22 protein-coding genes are annotated in these 18,005 nt (G+C 67.7%); all 22 read left to right on the top strand.

Going from position 1 to position 18,005, the window contains the following annotated elements:
- Positions 1 to 5,785: MSCRAMM family protein (locus OB08_RS00720; protein WP_461471100.1), on the top strand; the 5,785-nt coding region annotated here is incomplete at its 5' end.
- 321 nt (positions 5,786 to 6,106) lie between these two features.
- A complete protein-coding gene (locus tag OB08_RS00725) occupies positions 6,107 to 7,753 on the top strand; it encodes a hypothetical protein (RefSeq protein WP_461471102.1) in 1,647 nt (548 codons plus the stop codon).
- A 548-nt stretch (positions 7,754 to 8,301) separates the two neighbouring features.
- On the top strand, positions 8,302 to 8,610 hold the full coding sequence (gene rpsJ / locus OB08_RS00730) for a 30S ribosomal protein S10 (protein ID WP_013584016.1): 309 nt from the start codon (positions 8,302 to 8,304) through the stop codon (positions 8,608 to 8,610).
- Between the two features lie 8 nt (positions 8,611 to 8,618).
- Entirely contained in the window at positions 8,619 to 9,278 is a 660-nt protein-coding gene (gene rplC / locus OB08_RS00735; RefSeq protein ID WP_191766100.1) for a 50S ribosomal protein L3, read from the top strand.
- Positions 9,279 to 9,282: 4 nt separating this feature from the next.
- Positions 9,283 to 9,945 (top strand): 50S ribosomal protein L4, encoded by a 663-nt coding sequence (gene rplD / locus OB08_RS00740; RefSeq protein ID WP_461471106.1) that lies wholly within the window; start codon positions 9,283 to 9,285, stop codon positions 9,943 to 9,945.
- Complete coding sequence (gene rplW / locus OB08_RS00745) at positions 9,942 to 10,241, top strand: 50S ribosomal protein L23 (RefSeq protein WP_461471108.1); 300 nt, start codon at positions 9,942 to 9,944, stop codon at positions 10,239 to 10,241. The genes rplD and rplW overlap by 4 nt, the downstream gene beginning before the upstream one ends.
- A gap of 24 nt (positions 10,242 to 10,265) precedes the next feature.
- Complete coding sequence (rplB, locus tag OB08_RS00750; protein ID WP_461471110.1) at positions 10,266 to 11,105, top strand: 50S ribosomal protein L2; 840 nt, start codon at positions 10,266 to 10,268, stop codon at positions 11,103 to 11,105.
- 12 nt (positions 11,106 to 11,117) lie between these two features.
- A complete protein-coding gene (gene rpsS, locus OB08_RS00755) occupies positions 11,118 to 11,399 on the top strand; it encodes a 30S ribosomal protein S19 (protein ID WP_168912871.1) in 282 nt (93 codons plus the stop codon).
- Between the two features lie 24 nt (positions 11,400 to 11,423).
- Positions 11,424 to 11,822 carry a 50S ribosomal protein L22 gene (rplV, locus tag OB08_RS00760; RefSeq protein WP_056117684.1) on the top strand — a complete coding sequence of 133 codons (399 nt, stop codon included), beginning with the start codon at positions 11,424 to 11,426 and terminating at the stop codon, positions 11,820 to 11,822.
- A complete protein-coding gene (gene rpsC / locus OB08_RS00765; RefSeq protein WP_169580747.1) occupies positions 11,822 to 12,574 on the top strand; it encodes a 30S ribosomal protein S3 in 753 nt (250 codons plus the stop codon). Before rplV ends, rpsC begins: the two co-directional genes overlap by 1 nt.
- Positions 12,574 to 12,993, top strand: a complete 420-nt coding sequence (rplP, locus tag OB08_RS00770; RefSeq protein WP_045275476.1) for a 50S ribosomal protein L16 — start codon at positions 12,574 to 12,576, stop codon at positions 12,991 to 12,993. The genes rpsC and rplP overlap by 1 nt, the downstream gene beginning before the upstream one ends.
- Positions 12,993 to 13,307: a 50S ribosomal protein L29 gene (gene rpmC, locus OB08_RS00775; protein WP_045275475.1), complete on the top strand. Its 315-nt coding sequence runs from the start codon at positions 12,993 to 12,995 to the stop codon at positions 13,305 to 13,307. Before rplP ends, rpmC begins: the two co-directional genes overlap by 1 nt.
- Complete coding sequence (rpsQ, locus tag OB08_RS00780; RefSeq protein ID WP_241112747.1) at positions 13,307 to 13,675, top strand: 30S ribosomal protein S17; 369 nt, start codon at positions 13,307 to 13,309, stop codon at positions 13,673 to 13,675. The genes rpmC and rpsQ overlap by 1 nt, the downstream gene beginning before the upstream one ends.
- 34 nt (positions 13,676 to 13,709) lie before the next feature.
- Positions 13,710 to 14,078, top strand: coding sequence for a 50S ribosomal protein L14 (gene rplN, locus OB08_RS00785; RefSeq protein ID WP_461471115.1), 369 nt, complete (start codon positions 13,710 to 13,712; stop codon positions 14,076 to 14,078).
- A gap of 2 nt (positions 14,079 to 14,080) precedes the next feature.
- Positions 14,081 to 14,440 (top strand): 50S ribosomal protein L24, encoded by a 360-nt coding sequence (gene rplX / locus OB08_RS00790; protein WP_461471117.1) that lies wholly within the window; start codon positions 14,081 to 14,083, stop codon positions 14,438 to 14,440.
- A gap of 2 nt (positions 14,441 to 14,442) precedes the next feature.
- Positions 14,443 to 15,033, top strand: a complete 591-nt coding sequence (gene rplE, locus OB08_RS00795; RefSeq protein ID WP_461471119.1) for a 50S ribosomal protein L5 — start codon at positions 14,443 to 14,445, stop codon at positions 15,031 to 15,033.
- A gap of 100 nt (positions 15,034 to 15,133) precedes the next feature.
- The gene (gene rpsH / locus OB08_RS00800) at positions 15,134 to 15,532 is read left to right on the top strand and encodes a 30S ribosomal protein S8 (RefSeq protein ID WP_461471121.1); all 399 of its coding nucleotides are present in this window, start codon (positions 15,134 to 15,136) and stop codon (positions 15,530 to 15,532) included.
- 6 nt (positions 15,533 to 15,538) lie between these two features.
- The gene (rplF, locus tag OB08_RS00805) at positions 15,539 to 16,075 is read left to right on the top strand and encodes a 50S ribosomal protein L6 (protein ID WP_461471123.1); all 537 of its coding nucleotides are present in this window, start codon (positions 15,539 to 15,541) and stop codon (positions 16,073 to 16,075) included.
- A 2-nt stretch (positions 16,076 to 16,077) separates the two neighbouring features.
- Complete coding sequence (gene rplR, locus OB08_RS00810; RefSeq protein ID WP_461471125.1) at positions 16,078 to 16,437, top strand: 50S ribosomal protein L18; 360 nt, start codon at positions 16,078 to 16,080, stop codon at positions 16,435 to 16,437.
- A gap of 20 nt (positions 16,438 to 16,457) precedes the next feature.
- Complete coding sequence (gene rpsE, locus OB08_RS00815) at positions 16,458 to 17,126, top strand: 30S ribosomal protein S5 (RefSeq protein ID WP_461471316.1); 669 nt, start codon at positions 16,458 to 16,460, stop codon at positions 17,124 to 17,126.
- Complete coding sequence (gene rpmD, locus OB08_RS00820) at positions 17,126 to 17,311, top strand: 50S ribosomal protein L30 (protein WP_023954062.1); 186 nt, start codon at positions 17,126 to 17,128, stop codon at positions 17,309 to 17,311. The genes rpsE and rpmD overlap by 1 nt, the downstream gene beginning before the upstream one ends.
- Positions 17,311 to 17,994, top strand: a complete 684-nt coding sequence (gene rplO, locus OB08_RS00825; protein ID WP_461471128.1) for a 50S ribosomal protein L15 — start codon at positions 17,311 to 17,313, stop codon at positions 17,992 to 17,994. Before rpmD ends, rplO begins: the two co-directional genes overlap by 1 nt.
- Positions 17,995 to 18,005 lie beyond the last annotated feature (11 nt).

Consider the following 18,005-nt stretch of genomic DNA (forward strand, 5'->3'; position numbering starts at 1 on the left):
CGAGGAGCCGGCCGCTCCCGCCGAGGAGCCCGCCGCTCCCGCCGAGGAGCCTGCGGCCGAAGAGCCAGCCGCTCCCGCCGAGGAGGAGCCCGCGGCGCCCGTCGAGGAAAGCGCGCCTGGCAAGACGGCGTCGCGGCAGGCGGCGCAGGCCGAAGAGGAGGTCTCACTCCTCGCCGCCCCTTGTATCGTGCAAGGCGGCTTCGAGATCGACGGCAACTACGCCGCGGGTGATTGCGCGGGTGCCGACTGGAGCAACGTCAACTTCTCGTCGACGACCCAGGGTGGCACGTACAACACCAGCAACAAGGACGACGACGAGGACACCACCGAGTGGGACAGCTCGGGCAACACCCCCCCGAAGGGTGACTTCCAGCGCGTCTACTCCTACAGCACCACGGTCGGCTCGGAGTACTTCCTCCAGTTCGGCTGGGAGCGCGGGCAGGAGGCCGGCACCGGCGGTTACCTGATCGAGGTCACCAACGCGGGTGCGCGTACGGCGTCCGACGGCACGCCGCAGCCGATCCGCGACAACGGCGGTGCGGTGTTCGTCATCACGACTCAGGGCGGCGCGGCGCCGGTCCTGCGGTTCGTATGCCTCTACACCGACGCCGAGGACTACCCCGGCACGTGCACCGCGTACGACGGTTCGGGCGGGTTCGTCAGCGCAGTGAGCGACACGAACCTCACGAACCCGTTCGGGGAGAACCTCCTCGCGGGCGCGTTCTTCGAGATCGGCCTCAACGTCACCGAGCTGACCGACGGCGTCGTCACGCCGGGCTGCCCGGCGGCTACGGATGCCACCGCCTACGTGCGCAGCTTCACCGGCAACATCGCCAGCGACTCGAAGAACCTCAAGGGCTACGTCGCCCCGCTGACGGTCGACCCTCCGTCGACCTGCGGTTCGCTGACGATCAAGAAGACCAACACGCAGGGTGCGGGCCTCGCGGGCGCCACCTTCACGGTGAGCCCGAACCCGACCACGGGAACGGGCAGCACGTCGGTCGTGACGGGAGCGGACGGCACGTTCGTCTTCTCGAACAACGTCAAGCCCGGCACCTACACGGTGACTGAGACGATCGCGCCTCCCGGCTACCTGCTTCCGGCCCAGACGTCGCAGCAGATCCAGATCTCGGCCAACGGGTCCGGGACGGTCACGTTCGTCGACCCGCTCGGCGGTGTCTCGTGGGTGAAGCACGACCGCTCGAGCACGCTGCTCGGCGGTGCGACATTCCAGATCACCGCGACCGGTGGCGCTGCCGCTGCGGCTCCGTGGGACCTCGACTCGGCTCCGATCACCGTCGTCGACAACACCGGTCAGCCGGGCTACAGCGGTCGCGACACGGATGCCACGCCCGGTGAGTTCACTGTGGCGGGCCTGCCCACCGGCACCTACTCGGTGGTCGAGACGGTCGCTCCGGCCGGTTACGTGCTCGACCCGTCGTCGAAGTCGTTCACGGTGTCGCAGCAGACGCCGAACCCGACGATCTCGACCGCGTTCGTGAACACGCCCTACACGAAGGTCACGCTCACCAAGGTGTGGGTGAACTCGTTCGCGGGCGACACGGCGCAGTTGAGCATCGGCGGCGCGGCCACGGCCAACGGCACATCGACGGCACCGACGACCGGTCCGTCCATCGAGGTCTCGGTCGCCCCGGGATCGTCCCTGACCCTCGCCGAGGCGCTGGGCGGGTCGAACAAGGGCGTGTACTCGTCGACGCTCTCCTGCGTCGGCGCGACGGTCTCGAACAACACCGGCACCGCGGGTTCGATCACCGCGCCGACGTGGCCGGCCTCGGCCAACGGCGTGCAGTGCACGTTCACCAACACGGCCGTCACCAAGACGGTCACGCTGCAGAAGTACTGGGTCGACGCGATCCAGGGCGACAAGGCGAACCTGACGGCGGGCACCGCGACGGCGACGTCGACCGCCACGGGAGCGGCCACGCAGCTCGACACGACCAACACGGCCGTTGCCGAGGTCCGGGTCGGTGACACGATCACCCTGGGTGAGACTCTCGAAGGCGAAGGCGTCTACGGATCGTCGTGGTCCTGCACGACGGGAACCTCGGGAACCGGCTTGTCGTTCCAGCTCACGGTCCCGAACGGCGCGGTGGTCTGCACGATCGAGAACGAGGCGCAGCGCGCGACGGTCGAGCTGAAGAAGCAGTGGGTGAACGCGTTCGCCGGAGACGCTGCCGACCTCGACATCACCGGCGCGGAGTCCGACTCCGCGACATCGGTGGCTACCGAGGGCAACAGCACCGACAACGTCAACAAGGCGTCCGTCACGGTCAGGGTCGGCGACGAGGTCACGCTGTCGGAGGAGCTCGGCGACGAGAACACCGGCTCGTACACCTCGACGTGGGCCTGTGACGACGGCACGTCCGGCCAGGGCGGCAGCATCCCGGAGTTCGAGGTGACCGAGTCGGTGGTCTGCACCATCACCAACACCGCGAAGACCACCGACATCGTCGTGAACAAGGTCTGGGTCGATGCCTTCCAGGGCGACGACGCGGTGCTCTCGATCGAGGACGAGACCGGCACGTCGACGGCGAACGGCTCGGCGAACCAGACGGACGACGCCGTCGTGGAGCTCACCGTCCGCGTGGGCGAGACGATCACGGTGGCCGAGGTGCTCGGCGGCGACAACCGCGGCCAGTACACGAGCACGTACGCGTGCACGGGTGCCGGCGGCGAGGGCACCGGTCGGAGCACGACGTTCACCGCGCCGGATGCCGACGTGGAGTGCACCTTCACCAACACCGCGAACAAGGTGGGCGTCCTGCTGCAGAAGCGCTGGCTGGGCGGCATCGCCCTCGACCAGGCTCGGCTGTCGATCATCCGCGAGGGTGCGGCGGAGCTGTTCAACGTCTCGATCGCCGACGGCACCTTCGACCGACTGGACAACATCAAGACGGTGTTCGCCCAGGTGCGCATCGGAGAGATCCTGACGCTCGCCGAGACGGTGAGCGGACAGGGCCAGTACGAGTCCAAGTACGTGTGCTCGGCGGGTCTGCTTTCGGGGACCGGCGAGGGCCGCACGTTCAACCTCACGGTCACTCAGACCGCGATCTGCGTGTTCGCGAACCGCGCGCTCACGCAGAGCGTCTCGGTCGTGAAGACGTGGGTCAACGGCCAGGAAGGCGACACGGCCGACCTGAGCATCGCGGGCGGTGCGACCGGCTCCGGCCAGTCCACGGCCGACGGCAGCGTCGGAGAGTTCACGGACGTGGTCAGCACCGTGACGGCGGATGCGCTCATCGGTGAGGAGATCATGGTCAGCGAGCTGATCGGAGTGCAGGAGGGCGACGAGTCCGACTACACCTCGTCGCTGGTCTGCGTGGGTGCCGACGACACCGTGTACTTCGACGACTCGGGCCGCGAGGGCAGCTTCACGATGCCGAACCAGCCCGTCGACTGCGAGTTCGTGAACGAGGCGGAACTGCCGACCATCGCGCTGGAGAAGACGGTCGTCGGTGCGGATGTCTCCGACACCAACTGGCAGCTGTGGGCGACGCCTGACGAGGGCGATCCGGTCACCGACGCGGACGGCGGCGACGTCGCTCCGACCGAGGTGCCGACCGGCGTCGACTTCGATCTCTCCGAGGAGCTCGTCGGCGACTTCGCCGGATCGGACGAGTTCGAGGCCGGTGAGTGGTCATGCATGTCCGACATCTCGGGCGAGATCGAGCTCTCCGACAGCGAGCCGGGAACGGCGACGTTGGGCGGCCTGGACAAGGGCGAGAACGTGGTCTGCATGATCGTGAACTCGCACGTCGACCAGGGGTACGAGTTCGACAAGTCGCTCGTGAGCTCGGAGCAGAACCCGGACGGCACCTGGACGGTGACGTACGAGATCACCGTGCACAACAACAGCGAGCTCGTGTCTCGCGAGTACGACCTCACCGACACGATCGACGCCACCGACGGCGTGGTGCTGAGCGCCTCGTGGACCGGACCGACCGAGGGCGACTTCCCTGAGGGAGAGCTCGAGGCCGAGTTGGCCGACGACCAGACGCTTGCTCCGTCCAACGGTGCGAACGACGACGTCTACACCGTCACCGTCCTGGCCGAGATCACGTCGATCCCCGGAGAGGCCGAGCCCTGCGAAGGCGAGGAGAGCGGGATCGGCATCGTCAACACGGCGGTCCTGACCGTCGAGGACGACGAGCCGATCGACGACGACGCCTGCGGCACCATCCACCTGGACGACGTCGGCCTCGAGAAGACGTCGAGCTCGACGTCGGTCGAGCCCGGGGTGCCCTTCGACTACGTGCTGACGGTCACCAACCACGGCACGCGGGATGCCATCGCCGCGCACGTCCGCGACGACGACCTGCACCCCCGCCTGGACATCGTCGACCTGACGCTGTCGGATGGATTCGGGATGCTGTCGGAGCCGGGTTGGACGGAGAACGGCGGCGGCCAAGCGAACGACATCGTCGACCTCGTGCTGGACGCACCGCTGGCTCCGGGGGAGTCGATGACGGTCACGATCTCGGTCGTGCTGTCCGCGCAGCCCGCGGTGTCGGTCCTCGACCCGGGTGACCCCGTGCCGACCCCGCCGGCTCCGCTGGAGTCGCTGGTCAACAACGCCTGCGTCGACACGGAGATCGACACGGTCGGAGGTCCGTTCGACGGCGAGCCGTTCGCTCCCAACTGCGACGACCTGACCATCGAGGTCCGCGAGATGACCGGCGTGGTCTACACGGCGTGCGTCAGCGACACGGCGGTGCTGCGGTACATCATCCGCACCTCGCCTGCTCTCTCGCAGCTGCCCGTTTCGGGCAGCTGGGTGACCGACGAGGAGCCCAACGCCGCGGGTCACTCCCTGACGATCGGCGAGTTCTTCGCGAACCCGCAGGGCGTCTCGGGTGAGATCCAGTGGCCGGGAAGCATGTTCGTGGGCAACCCGCCCGTCGCGATCGACTACCCCGGCTGGCGGCTGCTCGAGGCGGCGGACTACGGTCCCGACGGCGGGTACATCAACCCGGCTGACGGGCTGGAGTACGCGCCGGAGGACGCAGGGTTCTTCGTCTTCAACGGCCTGATCCTCGACCCGAGCGAGCTCGACTTCGCATGGCGCGGTCAGAGCACGGTCACCTTCGAGGTCAACCCGACACTCACGTTCGACGTCGAGTACCCGAGTGAGACGACCGCCTGCTTCCAGGCGCGCCACACCGAGGTGCAGATCGAGAAGACGGCCAGCGTCGACGTGACGGAGGTGGGCGGAACGTTCTCCTACGACCTCGCGGTCGAGAACGTCAGCGCCGACTCCGCCGCCGAGGGTGTGATCGTGACCGATGAGATCCCCGCGGACCTCATGATCACGGACATCACCTGGCCCGGACAGGATGACGACAGCGTCTTCCCGAACTGGGAGTCGTGCGACGTGACCGGTCAGGACAGCGCCGGGTTCGGAGGAACGCTCGAGTGCGTGCTCTTCGGGCCGCTGCAGCCGCAGGGCGTCGATGAGGGCGCCACGTCGGCACCGACGATCACCCTGACGGCCATGGTGAGCCAGGCGACCACGGCCACCGAGATCACCAATGTGGCAGTCGTCGACTACCACACGTTCGGCGACCCCGGCGACCCGGGCCGCGATTCCGACGACGCCACGGTCACCGTGCCGCGGGGCGTCCTCCCGGAGCCGCCGCCGCTGCCCGCCACCGGTGGTGACGTGCCCTGGGGTCTGGCGCTGTTCGGGGTGCTCGCGCTCCTGGCCGGTGTGACGGCGCTCACCGTCGTCCGCCGCCGCCGGGGCGGGGAGACGCCGACGCTCTGACCGTGAGAGAGGGCGGGTTGCCCCCAAGGCCCGCCCTCTCCCACCTCGTCGCGGCCAGGCGACGCTGAGGCCCTTCGCCCCTCCCAGAGCGAAGGGCCTCTTTGCCGTTCCCGCGACACGATGAGACGAGGCATCCCGAAGATTTCGTTTTTCGGCCATCCGTGCGTTAGCCTGCACCTGGGGACGGTTCGCCGTCACGCTCGCGCACCCGAATGCGCGGGCGAAATCAACTGGGGATGACACGCGCTCAGCGAGTGTTGTCGGTGCCGATTCATCGGCACGTTATTCGGCGCGCCTGCGCGCCACTGGGGAAGGATGACTGTGCCTGTTTCGCGCACGAAAACACTGTGGAAGTCGCTTGCGGGGGCCGTTGTGGCCGTCTCGCTCGTCGTCGCTCCGCTGGTCAGCACCGGGGCGGCCGCGGCCGACCTGATCGGAACGCCTGGAACGCCCGAGGTGGCGACCTCCGAGGCCAACAAGGAGTCGTACTGGGAGGCGCGGTACGCCGCGCACAAGGCCGACTGCTACAAGCTCGACGGCCCCTGGTCGTCGAGCCATGGGTCGGTCAGCGCCGACGGCAAGACCGTCACGCTCAAGCCGTTCGATCAGTCGTGGCCCGGTGACCACTGGGAGGTGCTGGTCATCAAGGCCGGCAACACCAACTTCGTCACCGAGCACCCGCAGGCCGGTGTCGCGTACGCGTCGCCGACCAACAACGGCGGCCAGCAGGCGACCGTCTCGCACTGGATCGTCTGCAAGGGCACGACCCCGCAGACGCCGCCGACCGTCGTGACGCCCACGCTCGCGTGGACCCTGCCCTCGTGCGACGCCGCGGGCGTGCTCACGAAGAGCCCGAACGTCGAGTGGCTGTCGAAGCTCAACGCCGACGGCACCACCACCTGGACCGCCAAGCCGCTCGCCGGCACGGTCTTCGCCGACGGCGCCAAGACCGAGTGGACGGTTCCGAACCTCGACAGGCTCACGACCGAGATCGAGGCATGCCGCCCGCCGCAGCCCGACGCCGAGGTCGTCACCGAGGAGACGTCGGACTACGACTGCGCGAGCGTCACGGTCACCGTCCTGACGGTCACGACCACCACGCCCTACGTGTGGAACGGCACCGCGTGGGTGAAGGGCGAGCCGGTCGAGCAGAAGGCGAGCTCGCTGCGTCCGATGACGGCCGACGAGAAGAAGGACTGCCCGCTCCCCGACACCAACGTCGAGTACGGCTCGTGGGTCGACGGCGAGTGGGACTGCGGCGACACGCAGGTCACCCAGACCCGTGAGATCACGACGACGGTCTTCGAGTACGACGCCGAGGGCAACGCCACGGCGAAGTCGACCGTCGCCCTCGAGACCAAGAGCCGCGACCTCACGCAGGCCGAGATCGGCACCTGCCCCCTCCTGCCCGGTGAGATCTTCTCGTCGTGCGTGGGCGACGTTCCGTACCTCTCTTACGGCGTGACCCTTCCCGAGGGCTACGAGCCCGACAGCGAGACGCCCGTCACGGTGACCTTCGTCAACCCCGAGGGAGACGACTACGTCGTGCCGAACCAGGCCCTCAGCGGCAAGCTGCTGTGGCCCGGCGCCTCGGCGACCGAGCCCAAGATGTGGCCCGGCTGGGAGATCGTGAACGGCACGTACGTCAAGACCGAGGGCAACTTCGACTGGTCGCGCGAGGGCATCACGGTGCGCTTCGCGGTGAACCCGGACTACGAGACGGTCCTGGAGTACCCGGAGGCGACGGCGCTGTGCGCCAACCCGCCCGAGCAGGCCATCAGCCCCGAGTCGCCGACCGACCCGGAGACGCCGGCCACCGGCGGTCCGGAGAGCGGCCCCCTCGCGGCGACCGGTGGCGGCGTGAGCCCCATCGTGCCGATCGCCGGTGGCGCGCTGCTCGTGATGGGTCTGGCCGCTGTCGCGCTCGTGGCGTACCAGCGTCGTCGCGAGGCACACGCCTCCCGCTAGGGATGCATACCTCTTAATAGGGAGGGCCCCCCACCTCTCTGTTGAGAGCGGACGTCGCAGCTCGCTCGAGCAGGCGTTTCGCACAGAAGGGCGGTCGCGCGCACGCGCGGCCGCCCTTCTTCAGCGCGTGCGGCATCCGGCTCCTGAGAAGCAGCCGAGGATACCCGCCGCGCGACACGCCCGAGTTTGCGACACGCCCGGGCGGCACGTAGACTAGTGAGGTTCCACATTCCGGCGCGTCTTTCGGCGCGCGCAGGATCACTGCCAGGGCAGTGCATAGGCGGCGCGGAAGCGCAGGGTCCTAGGCCGCGGGCAGCAGAACCACCACATCTCAAACCCCTCCATCACGAGAGTGACTCTCGCGTGCGAGCGGGTGGCGGATGCCGGGAGCGGCGCTTCGGCGCGGCATCCGGATTGACATCAGAACAGCGGTGCGCAACGCACTGCAAGAGCAGTGCAGAAGTGCCCTGGCGCGTGAGCGCCACCGTGCGTCCAATGCCTCCGGGGAGCCCGGAACGGTAAGACGCGAGAAAGAGAGTGAGCAGACAATGGCGGGACAGAAGATCCGCATTCGCCTGAAGTCGTACGACCACGCCGGCCTCGACAGCTCGGCGCGCAAGATCGTCGACACCGTGACCCGTGCGGGCGCGACCGTCGTGGGCCCCGTGCCCCTTCCGACCGAGAAGAACGTCGTGTGCGTCATCCGGTCGCCCCACAAGTACAAGGACAGCCGCGAGCACTTCGAGATGCGCACCCACAAGCGTCTGATCGACATCATCGACCCGACGCCCAAGGCCGTCGACTCGCTGATGCGTCTCGACCTGCCGGCCGATGTCAACATCGAGATCAAGCTCTGAGGTTCGACATGGCTGACATCAACAACAAGATTTCGAAGGGCCTGCTCGGCACCAAGCTCGGCATGACCCAGGTCTGGGACGAGAACGGCAAGCTCGTTCCCGTCACCGTCATCGAGGTGGCGCCGAACGTCGTCACCCAGGTTCGCACCCCCGAGAAGGACGGCTACAAGGCCGTTCAGATCGCCTACGGGCAGATCGACCCCCGCAAGGTGAACAAGCCCCTCACGGCCCACTTCGAGGCCGCCGGCGTCACCCCGCGTCGCCACCTCACGGAGATCCGCACCGCGGACGCCGCTGACTACTCACTCGGTCAGGAGCTCACGGTGGACGGCGTCTTCGAGGCCGGCCAGCTGATCGACGTCGTCGGCACCAGCAAGGGCAAGGGCACCGCGGGTGTCATGAAGCGCCACAACTTCAAGGGCGTCTCCGCTTCGCACGGTGCGCACCGCAACCACCGCAAGCCCGGTTCGATCGGCGCCTCGTCGACGCCGAGCCGCGTCTTCAAGGGCATGCGCATGGCCGGCCGTATGGGTGGCGAGCGCGTGACCGTCCTCAACCTCAAGGTGCACGCCATCGACGCCGAGAAGGGTCTGCTGCTCGTCAAGGGCGCCGTCCCCGGTGCCCGTGGCCGCATCGTCTACGTCCGCAACGCAGTGAAGGGTGCCTGAACACATGGCTGACTCGACTCTCGCGCTCGACGTCCACAAGGCCGACGGCAAGAAGGCCGGCTCTGTCGAGCTGCCCGCCGCGCTCTTCGACGTCAAGACGAACATCCCGCTGATCCACCAGGTCGTCGTCGCGCAGCGCGCGGCGGCTCGCCAGGGCACCCACTCGACCAAGCGTCGCGGTGAGGTCTCGGGCGCCGGCCGCAAGCCCTTCAAGCAGAAGGGCACCGGTAACGCCCGTCAGGGCTCGATCCGCGCGCCGCACATGACCGGCGGTGGCATCGTCCACGGCCCGAAGCCGCGCGACTACTCGCAGCGCACCCCCAAGAAGATGATCGCTGCGGCCCTCCTGGGCTCGCTCAGCGACCGTGCTCGCGGCGGCCGTCTGCACATCGTCGACTCGTTCGGCATCGAGGGCGCTCCGTCGACGAAGGCCGCTGCCGCGGTCCTCGCCGCGCTCGCCCCGACCAAGAACGTGATGGTCGTCATCACCCGTGACGACGAGCTCAGCATCCTGAGCGTGCGCAACCTCGCGTACGTCCACGTGCTGTACTTCGACCAGCTCAACGCCTACGACGTGCTCGTCTCCGACGACATCGTCTTCACCAAGGCCGCCTACGACGCGTTCGTCGCCTCGAAGGCCGGCGCCACCGAGGAGGTCTCGGCATGACCGCCGTGAACAAGGACCCGCGCGACATCATCCTGAAGCCGGTCGTCTCCGAGAAGAGCTACGGGCTCATCGACGAGGGCAAGTACACGTTCCTCGTGGACCCGCGCGCCTCGAAGACCGAGATCAAGCTCGCGATCGAGAAGATCTTCGGCGTCAAGGTGGCTGCGGTCAACACGATCAACCGCGTCGGCAAGGCCCGCCGCACCCGCTTCGGCACCGGCAAGCGCAAGGACACCAAGCGCGCCATCGTGAGCCTGAAGTCGGGCACCATCGACATCTTCACGGCAGTCGGCTGACGGTCGGGATAGAGGACTAGAGATATGGCTATTCGCAAGTACAAGCCCACGACCCCGGGTCGCCGCGGCTCGTCGGTGGCCGACTTCGCCGAGATCACCCGATCGACGCCGGAGAAGTCGCTCCTCCGCCCGCTCGCCAAGACCGGTGGCCGCAACAACCAGGGCCGCATCACCACCCGCCACATCGGCGGTGGCCACAAGCGCCAGTACCGCGTCATCGACTTCCGTCGCAACGACAAGGACGGCATCAACGCGAAGGTCGCTCACATCGAGTACGACCCCAACCGCACGGCGCGCATCGCCCTCCTGCACTACGCGGACGGCGAGAAGCGCTACATCATCGCGCCCAACAAGCTGTCGCAGGGTGACATCGTCGAGTCGGGTCCCGGCGCCGACATCAAGCCCGGCAACAACCTGCCGCTGCGCAACATCCCCACCGGTACCGTGATCCACGCGATCGAGCTCCGTCCCGGCGGCGGCGCGAAGATGGCCCGCTCCGCGGGTGCGTCGGTGCGCCTCGTCGCGAAGGACGGCCCGTACGCCCAGCTGCGTCTGCCCTCGGGCGAGATCCGCAACGTGGACGCCCGCTGCCGCGCGACGATCGGCGAGGTCGGCAACGCCGAGCAGTCGAACATCAACTGGGGCAAGGCCGGCCGCAACCGCTGGAAGGGCATCCGCCCGACCGTCCGCGGTGTCGCGATGAACCCCGTCGACCACCCCCACGGTGGTGGCGAGGGCAAGACCTCCGGTGGTCGTCACCCTGTTTCGCCGTGGGGCCAGGCCGAAGGCCGCACCCGCCACGCGAACAAGGAAAGCGACAAGTACATCGTTCGCCGTCGCAACGCCGGCAAGAAGCGCAAGTAGGAGTAGAGGAAGATGCCACGCAGTCTCAAGAAGGGCCCCTTCGTCGACGAGCACCTGCTTCGCAAGGTCGTCGTCCAGAACGAAGCCGGTACCAAGAACGTCATCAAGACCTGGTCCCGTCGCTCGATGATCGTGCCGGCCATGCTCGGCCACACGATCGCCGTGCACGACGGTCGCAAGCACATCCCCGTGTTCGTGACCGAGACCATGGTCGGCCACAAGCTGGGCGAGTTCGCGCCCACCCGCACCTTCCGCGGCCACGTGAAGGACGACAAGAAGGGCCGTCGCCGCTAAGGCGGCGACGAAGAGGAGAGAGAAATGGTGGAGTCCATCGCACGTGTGCGACACATCCGCGTGACCCCTCAGAAGGCTCGTCGTGTCGTCGCCCTCATCAAGGGCAAGCAGGCTGAGGAGGCCCTGGCCATCCTCAAGTTCGCGCCGCAGGGTGCGAGCGAGCCGATCTACAAGCTCGTCGCCTCGGCGATCGCGAACGCTCGCGTGAAGGCCGACAAGGACGGCGAGTACCTGGACGAGCAGGACCTGTACGTGGCCAACGCGTACGTCGACGAGGGCACGACGCTCAAGCGTTTCCAGCCCCGCGCCCAGGGTCGCGCGTTCCAGATCAAGAAGCGCACGAGCCACATCACGGTCGTGCTCTCGACGCCCGAGGTCGCTGAGGCGGCCCCGGCTGCCAAGACGAAGAAGGCGAGCAAGTAATGGGCCAGAAGGTCAACCCGTACGGCTTCCGCCTCGGCATCACCACGGACCACGTGTCGCGTTGGTTCTCGGACTCGACGAAGCCCGGACAGCGCTACGCCGACTACGTGGCCGAGGACATCAAGATCCGTCGTCTGCTCACGACGTCGCTCGACCGTGCCGGCGTCAGCAACATCGAGATCGAGCGCACGCGTGACCGCGTCCGCGTCGACATCCACACCGCCCGCCCGGGCATCGTGATCGGCCGCCGCGGCGCCGAGGCCGAGCGCATCCGCGCCGACCTCGAGAAGCTCACCGGCAAGCAGATCCAGCTGAACATCCTCGAGGTCAAGAACCCCGAGGCCGATGCTCAGCTCGTCGCACAGGGCATCGCCGAGCAGCTCAGCGCCCGCGTGGCCTTCCGCCGCGCGATGCGCAAGGGTCTGCAGGGTGCTCAGCGCGCCGGCGCCAAGGGTGTCCGCATCCAGGTCTCCGGCCGCCTCGGCGGCGCCGAGATGAGCCGCTCGGAGTTCTACCGCGAGGGTCGTGTGCCGCTGCACACGCTGCGCGCGAACATCGACTACGGCTTCTACGAGGCCAAGACCACCTTCGGCCGCATCGGCGTGAAGGTCTGGATCTACAAGGGCGACCTGACCAACAAGGAGCTCGCACGCGAGCAGGCCAACGCGCCGAAGTCCGACCGTCGTCGTGACGACCGTCCGCGTCGTGGCCCCCGCAACGAGGCCCCCGTCGCAGAAGGAGCATCGGCGTAATGCTTATCCCCCGCAAGGTCAAGTACCGCAAGCAGCACCACCCCAAGCGCGATGGCCAGGCCACCGGCGGCACGAAGGTCTCCTTCGGCGAGTTCGGCATCCAGGCCCTCACGCCCGCTTACGTGACGAACCGTCAGATCGAGTCCGCTCGTATCGCGATGACCCGTCACATCAAGCGCGGCGGCAAGGTGTGGATCAACATCTACCCCGACCGTCCGCTCACCAAGAAGCCGGCCGAGACCCGCATGGGTTCCGGTAAGGGTTCGCCCGAGTGGTGGGTCGCAAACGTCAAGCCGGGTCGCGTCCTCTTCGAGGTCGCCGGCGTCAACGAGGAACTCGCTCGTGAGGCCCTGACCCGTGCCATCCACAAGCTGCCTCTCAAGGCACGCATCATCAAGCGCGAGGAGGGCGACGCGTAATGGCGATCGGCACCAAGACGCTCGCCCCGAGCGAGCTCGACACGTTCGAAGACCAGCGCCTCGTCGAGGAGCTGCGCAAGGCCAAGGAAGAGCTGTTCAACCTGCGCTTCCAGTCGGCCACCGGCCAGCTCGAGAGCCACGGCCGCATCCGTGCGGTCAAGCGCGACATCGCGCGGCTCTACACCGTGATCCGTGAGCGCGAGCTCGGCATCCGTGCCACGCCCGCGCCGCTGGAGACCGCGACGAAGGCGAAGAAGACGAAGGCCAAGAAGGCGGATGCCGCTGACGAGGCCGTGAAGGAAGAGGCCGAGTGATGGCTGAGACCACCGAGAAGAAGGCCCCCGCGAAGAAGGCCACGGCTGCCAAGGCCGAGGTCGTCGAGCAGGTCGCAGGCCACGAGTCCGCCGAGCACGACGTGCGCGACGCCGACGCCCGTGGTTACCGCAAGTCGCGCCGCGGCTACGTCGTGAGCGACAAGATGGACAAGACGATCGTCGTCGAGGTCGAGGACCGCGTGAAGCACCCTCTCTACGGCAAGGTCATCCGTCGGACCTCGAAGGTCAAGGCGCACGACGAGGGCAACACCGCCGGCATCGGCGACCTCGTCCTCATCAACGAGACCCGTCCGCTCAGCGCCACCAAGCGCTGGCGCCTGGTCGAGATCCTCGAGAAGGCCAAGTAAGCCCTCGGCTTGCTTGGAACCCAAGGAGTAACAAGTGATTCAGCAGGAATCCCGCCTGAAGGTCGCCGACAACACCGGCGCCAAGGAGCTGCTCACGATCCGCGTGCTCGGTGGCTCGCACCGCCGGTACGCCGGTCTGGGCGACATCATCGTGGCCACGGTCAAGGATGCGATCCCCGGCGGCAACGTGAAGAAGGGCGACGTGGTCAAGGCCGTCGTCGTCCGCACCAAGAAGGAGACCCGTCGTCCCGACGGCTCGTACATCAAGTTCGACGAGAACGCCGCCGTGATCCTGAAGAACGACGGGGAGCCCCGCGGCACCCGCATCTTCGGACCGGTCGGCCGTGAGCTTCGCGACAAGAAGTTCATGAAGATCGTCTCGCTCGCCCCGGAGGTCATCTGATCATGGCGAAGATCAAGAAGGGCGACCTGGTTCAGGTCATCTCGGGCGCCAAGCCCGAGCGCGGCGGCGACCGCGGCAAGCAGGGCAAGGTCCTCGAGGTCCTCGTCGAGCAGAACCGCGTCATCGTCGAGGGCGTGAACTACGTCACGAAGCACACCCGCGTGGGCCAGACCCAGCGCGGCACCAAGACGGGCGGCATCGAGACGTTCGAGGCCCCCATCCACATCTCCAACGTCGCGCTCGTCGACCCCTCGACCAAGAAGCCGACCCGCGTCGGCCACCGTGTCGAGGAGCAGACCAAGGACGGCGTGAAGCGCACCGTCCGCGTGCGCTACGCCAAGAAGTCAGGCAAGGACCTCTGAACATGAGCACCGCCACTGCCGCGGAGGCTGGCAAGATCCAGCCCCGCCTGAAGCAGAAGTACAACACCGAGATCAAGACCCAGCTGCAGGACGAGTTCGGCTACGCCAACGTCATGCAGATCCCCGGTCTGGTCAAGGTCGTCGTGAACACCGGTGTCGGCGAGGCAGCTCGCGACAGCAAGGTGATCGATGGCGCGGTCGAGGACCTCACCAAGATCACCGGCCAGAAGCCGGTCGTCACCAAGGCCCGCAAGTCCATCGCGCAGTTCAAGCTGCGCGAGGGCCAGGCCATCGGCGCGCACGTCACCCTCCGCGGTGACCGCGCGTGGGAGTTCGTGGACCGCCTGGTCAACCTCGCTCTGCCCCGCATCCGCGACTTCCGCGGTCTGTCGGCCAAGCAGTTCGACGGCCACGGCAACTACACGTTCGGTCTCCAGGAGCAGTCCGTGTTCCACGAGATCGACCAGGACAAGATCGACCGCGTCCGCGGGTTCGACATCACGGTCGTGACGTCGGCGAAGACGGATGCCGAGGGCCGTGCGCTCCTGCGTCACCTCGGCTTCCCGTTCCGTGGCGAGGACGCTCAGGCCTGAGCCGATGAAGTCCCCGGGAGCCGCCGGCTCCCGGGGCACTCATAGAAGGTCGTCTGTCGTGTAACGGCAGCCGAAACCTCATGAACAAAGGAAACAAGAAATGACAATGACAGACCCGGTCGCAGACATGCTGACCCGTCTGCGCAACGCGAACTCGGCGCACCACGACACCGTGTCGCTGCCGAGCTCGAAGCTCAAGACGCACATCGCCGACATCCTCAAGCAGGAGGGCTACATCTCGAGCTGGGAGGTCTCCGATGCACGCGTCGGCCAGACCCTCACGCTGACGCTGAAGTACGGCCCGAACCGCGAGCGGTCGATCGCCGGCATCAAGCGCGTCTCCAAGCCCGGTCTCCGCGTGTACGCGAAGTCGACCGAGATCCCCACGGTCCTCGGTGGGCTCGGCGTCGCCATCCTGTCCACCTCCTCCGGTCTCCTCACGGACCGTCAGGCCGAGCAGAAGGGCGTGGGTGGGGAAGTCCTCGCCTACGTGTGGTGATCTGACATGTCGCGAATCGGACGTCTTCCCATCGACATCCCCGCCGGAGTGACCATCACGGTCGACGGCCAGGACGTCGCAGTCAAGGGCCCCAAGGGCGAGCTGACGCTCACCGTGGCGCGCCCCATCGAGGTCAAGGTCGAAGAGGGCCAGGTCGTCGTGACCCGTCCCGACGACGAGCGCGCATCGCGCTCGCTCCACGGCCTGACCCGCACGCTCATCAACAACAACATCATCGGCGTCACCCAGGGCTACACCAAGGGCCTCGAGGTCGTCGGTACCGGTTACCGCGTCGCGCAGAAGGGCGGGTCGATCGAGTTCGCCCTCGGCTTCTCGCACCCCGTCCTGGTGGACCCGCCCGCGGGCATCAGCTTCACGGTCGAGGCCAACAACAAGGTCACCGTGAGCGGTATCGACAAGCAGGCTGTCGGCGAGGCCGCCGCGAACATCCGCAAGATCCGCAAGCCCGAGCCGTACAAGGGCAAGGGTGTGCGGTACGCCGGCGAGGTCGTTCGTCGCAAGGCCGGAAAGAGTGGTAAGTAACCATGGCTGTCAAGACAAAGACTCAGGCGCGCACGCGTCGTCACGCACGCCTTCGCAAGAAGGTCGTCGGCACCGAGCAGCGTCCGCGCCTCGTCGTCACCCGTTCGGCCCGCCACGTCTTCGTGCAGGTCGTGGACGACAGCAAGGGCCGCACCGTGGCCTCGGCCTCGACTCTCGAGACCGATCTGCGTGCGTTAGACGGTGACAAGACCGCCAAGGCCCGCAAGGTCGGCGAGCTCGTCGCCGAGCGCGCGAAGGCCGCCGGCGTCTCGGACGTCGTGTTCGACCGCGGTGGCAACCGCTACGCGGGCCGTGTCGCGGCGATCGCCGACGGCGCTCGCGAAGGAGGTCTGAACCTGTGAGCGAAACAACCAACAACAACGTGGAGACCGAAGTGACCGAGCAGGCTGCTGCCGCCACGACCACCGAGGCGCCCGCCGAGCGTGAGCGCGAGCCGCGCCGCGGTGGCCGCGAGCGCAACCAGAACCAGCGTGACCGCGGTTCGCGCGATGCCGACAAGAGCCAGTTCCTGGAGCGCGTCGTCACGATCAACCGCGTGTCGAAGGTCGTCAAGGGCGGTCGTCGCTTCAGCTTCACCGCGCTCGTGGTCGTCGGTGACGGCAACGGCGTCGTGGGCGTCGGCTACGGCAAGGCCCGCGAGGTGCCCCTGGCGATCTCGAAGGGTGTCGAAGAGGCCAAGCGCAACTTCTTCCGCGTGCCCCGCGTCGGCTCGACCATCCCGCACCCCGTCCAGGGTGAGGCCGCCGCCGGTGTGGTGCTCCTGCGCCCCGCCGCCGCCGGTACCGGTGTCATCGCCGGTGGTCCGGTCCGTGCCGTCCTCGAGTGCGCGGGCATCCACGATGTCCTCTCGAAGTCGCTCGGCTCGTCGAACACGATCAACATCGTCCACGCGACGGTGGAGGCCCTGAAGCAGCTCGAGGAGCCCCGTGCGGTCGCCGCGCGCCGCGGCCTCGAGTTCGACCAGGTCGCCCCCGCCCGTCTCGTCCGTGCCGAGGCCGAGGCCGCGGCTGCTGCGAAGGCAGGTGTCTGATGGCCGCGCGCCTGAAGGTGACCCAGGTCAAGTCCAAGGTGAGTGAGAAGCAGAACCAGCGCGACACGCTGCGTTCGCTCGGTCTCAAGCGGATCGGCGACTCGGTCGTCCGTCCCGACGACGCGCAGACGCGCGGCTACGTCAAGACCGTCGCGCACCTCGTGAAGGTTGAGGAGATCGACTAATGGCTGAGAAGGCCGAGAAGAACGACGCCGTCGAGGAGAAGGCTTCGAAGAAGCCCGCCGCCGCGAAGGCTCCCGCCAAGAAGGCTGCCGCCGACAAGCCGGCAGCTGCGAAGAAGGCGCCCGCGAAGGCCGCTGCCGCCAAGGCCGACAAGGCCGAGGCTGCGGACAAGGCCGAGAAGGCTCCCGCCGCGAAGAAGGCCCCTGCGAAGAAGGCTGCTCCGAAGGCGGACGCTCCGGCGTCGCGTCCCGGCGTGCTGAAGGTCCACCACCTGCGTCCGGTCCCCGGCGCCAACACCGCGAAGACCCGTGTCGGTCGCGGTGAGGGCTCGAAGGGCAAGACCGCCGGCCGTGGCACCAAGGGTCAGAAGGCCCGCTACCAGGTCAAGGTCGGCTTCGAGGGCGGCCAGATGCCGCTGCACATGCGCACCCCGAAGCTGCGCGGGTTCAAGAACCCGTTCCGCGTCGAGTACCAGGTGGTGAACCTGGAGAAGCTCGCCGAGCTGTACCCGTCCGGTGGCGATGTCACCGTCGGCGACCTGGTCGCCAAGGGCGCGGTTCGCAAGAACGAGAAGGTCAAGGTGCTCGGCACCGGCGACATCTCGGTGAAGCTCAACGTGTCGGTCGACAAGGTCTCGGGTTCCGCCGAGCAGAAGATCGTCGCCGCGGGCGGCACCGTCAAGTAGTACTCGCAGTG

The organism is Microbacterium sp. HJ5 (assembly GCF_054824025.1).

Coding starts and splice junctions, on each gene's coding strand:
- rplR (WP_461471125.1), top strand. CDS start 16,078: ATGGCTGTCAAGACAAAGACTCAGGCGCGCACGCGTCGTCACGCACGC.
- rplV (WP_056117684.1), top strand. CDS start 11,424: ATGGTGGAGTCCATCGCACGTGTGCGACACATCCGCGTGACCCCTCAG.
- rpsS (WP_168912871.1), top strand. CDS start 11,118: ATGCCACGCAGTCTCAAGAAGGGCCCCTTCGTCGACGAGCACCTGCTT.
- rplW (WP_461471108.1), top strand. CDS start 9,942: ATGACCGCCGTGAACAAGGACCCGCGCGACATCATCCTGAAGCCGGTC.
- rplD (WP_461471106.1), top strand. CDS start 9,283: ATGGCTGACTCGACTCTCGCGCTCGACGTCCACAAGGCCGACGGCAAG.
- rpmC (WP_045275475.1), top strand. CDS start 12,993: ATGGCGATCGGCACCAAGACGCTCGCCCCGAGCGAGCTCGACACGTTC.
- rplX (WP_461471117.1), top strand. CDS start 14,081: ATGGCGAAGATCAAGAAGGGCGACCTGGTTCAGGTCATCTCGGGCGCC.
- rplF (WP_461471123.1), top strand. CDS start 15,539: ATGTCGCGAATCGGACGTCTTCCCATCGACATCCCCGCCGGAGTGACC.
- rplB (WP_461471110.1), top strand. CDS start 10,266: ATGGCTATTCGCAAGTACAAGCCCACGACCCCGGGTCGCCGCGGCTCG.
- rpmD (WP_023954062.1), top strand. CDS start 17,126: ATGGCCGCGCGCCTGAAGGTGACCCAGGTCAAGTCCAAGGTGAGTGAG.
- rpsC (WP_169580747.1), top strand. CDS start 11,822: ATGGGCCAGAAGGTCAACCCGTACGGCTTCCGCCTCGGCATCACCACG.
- rplO (WP_461471128.1), top strand. CDS start 17,311: ATGGCTGAGAAGGCCGAGAAGAACGACGCCGTCGAGGAGAAGGCTTCG.
- rpsJ (WP_013584016.1), top strand. CDS start 8,302: ATGGCGGGACAGAAGATCCGCATTCGCCTGAAGTCGTACGACCACGCC.
- rpsH (WP_461471121.1), top strand. CDS start 15,134: ATGACAATGACAGACCCGGTCGCAGACATGCTGACCCGTCTGCGCAAC.
- rplP (WP_045275476.1), top strand. CDS start 12,574: ATGCTTATCCCCCGCAAGGTCAAGTACCGCAAGCAGCACCACCCCAAG.
- rplE (WP_461471119.1), top strand. CDS start 14,443: ATGAGCACCGCCACTGCCGCGGAGGCTGGCAAGATCCAGCCCCGCCTG.
- rplC (WP_191766100.1), top strand. CDS start 8,619: ATGGCTGACATCAACAACAAGATTTCGAAGGGCCTGCTCGGCACCAAG.
- rpsQ (WP_241112747.1), top strand. CDS start 13,307: ATGGCTGAGACCACCGAGAAGAAGGCCCCCGCGAAGAAGGCCACGGCT.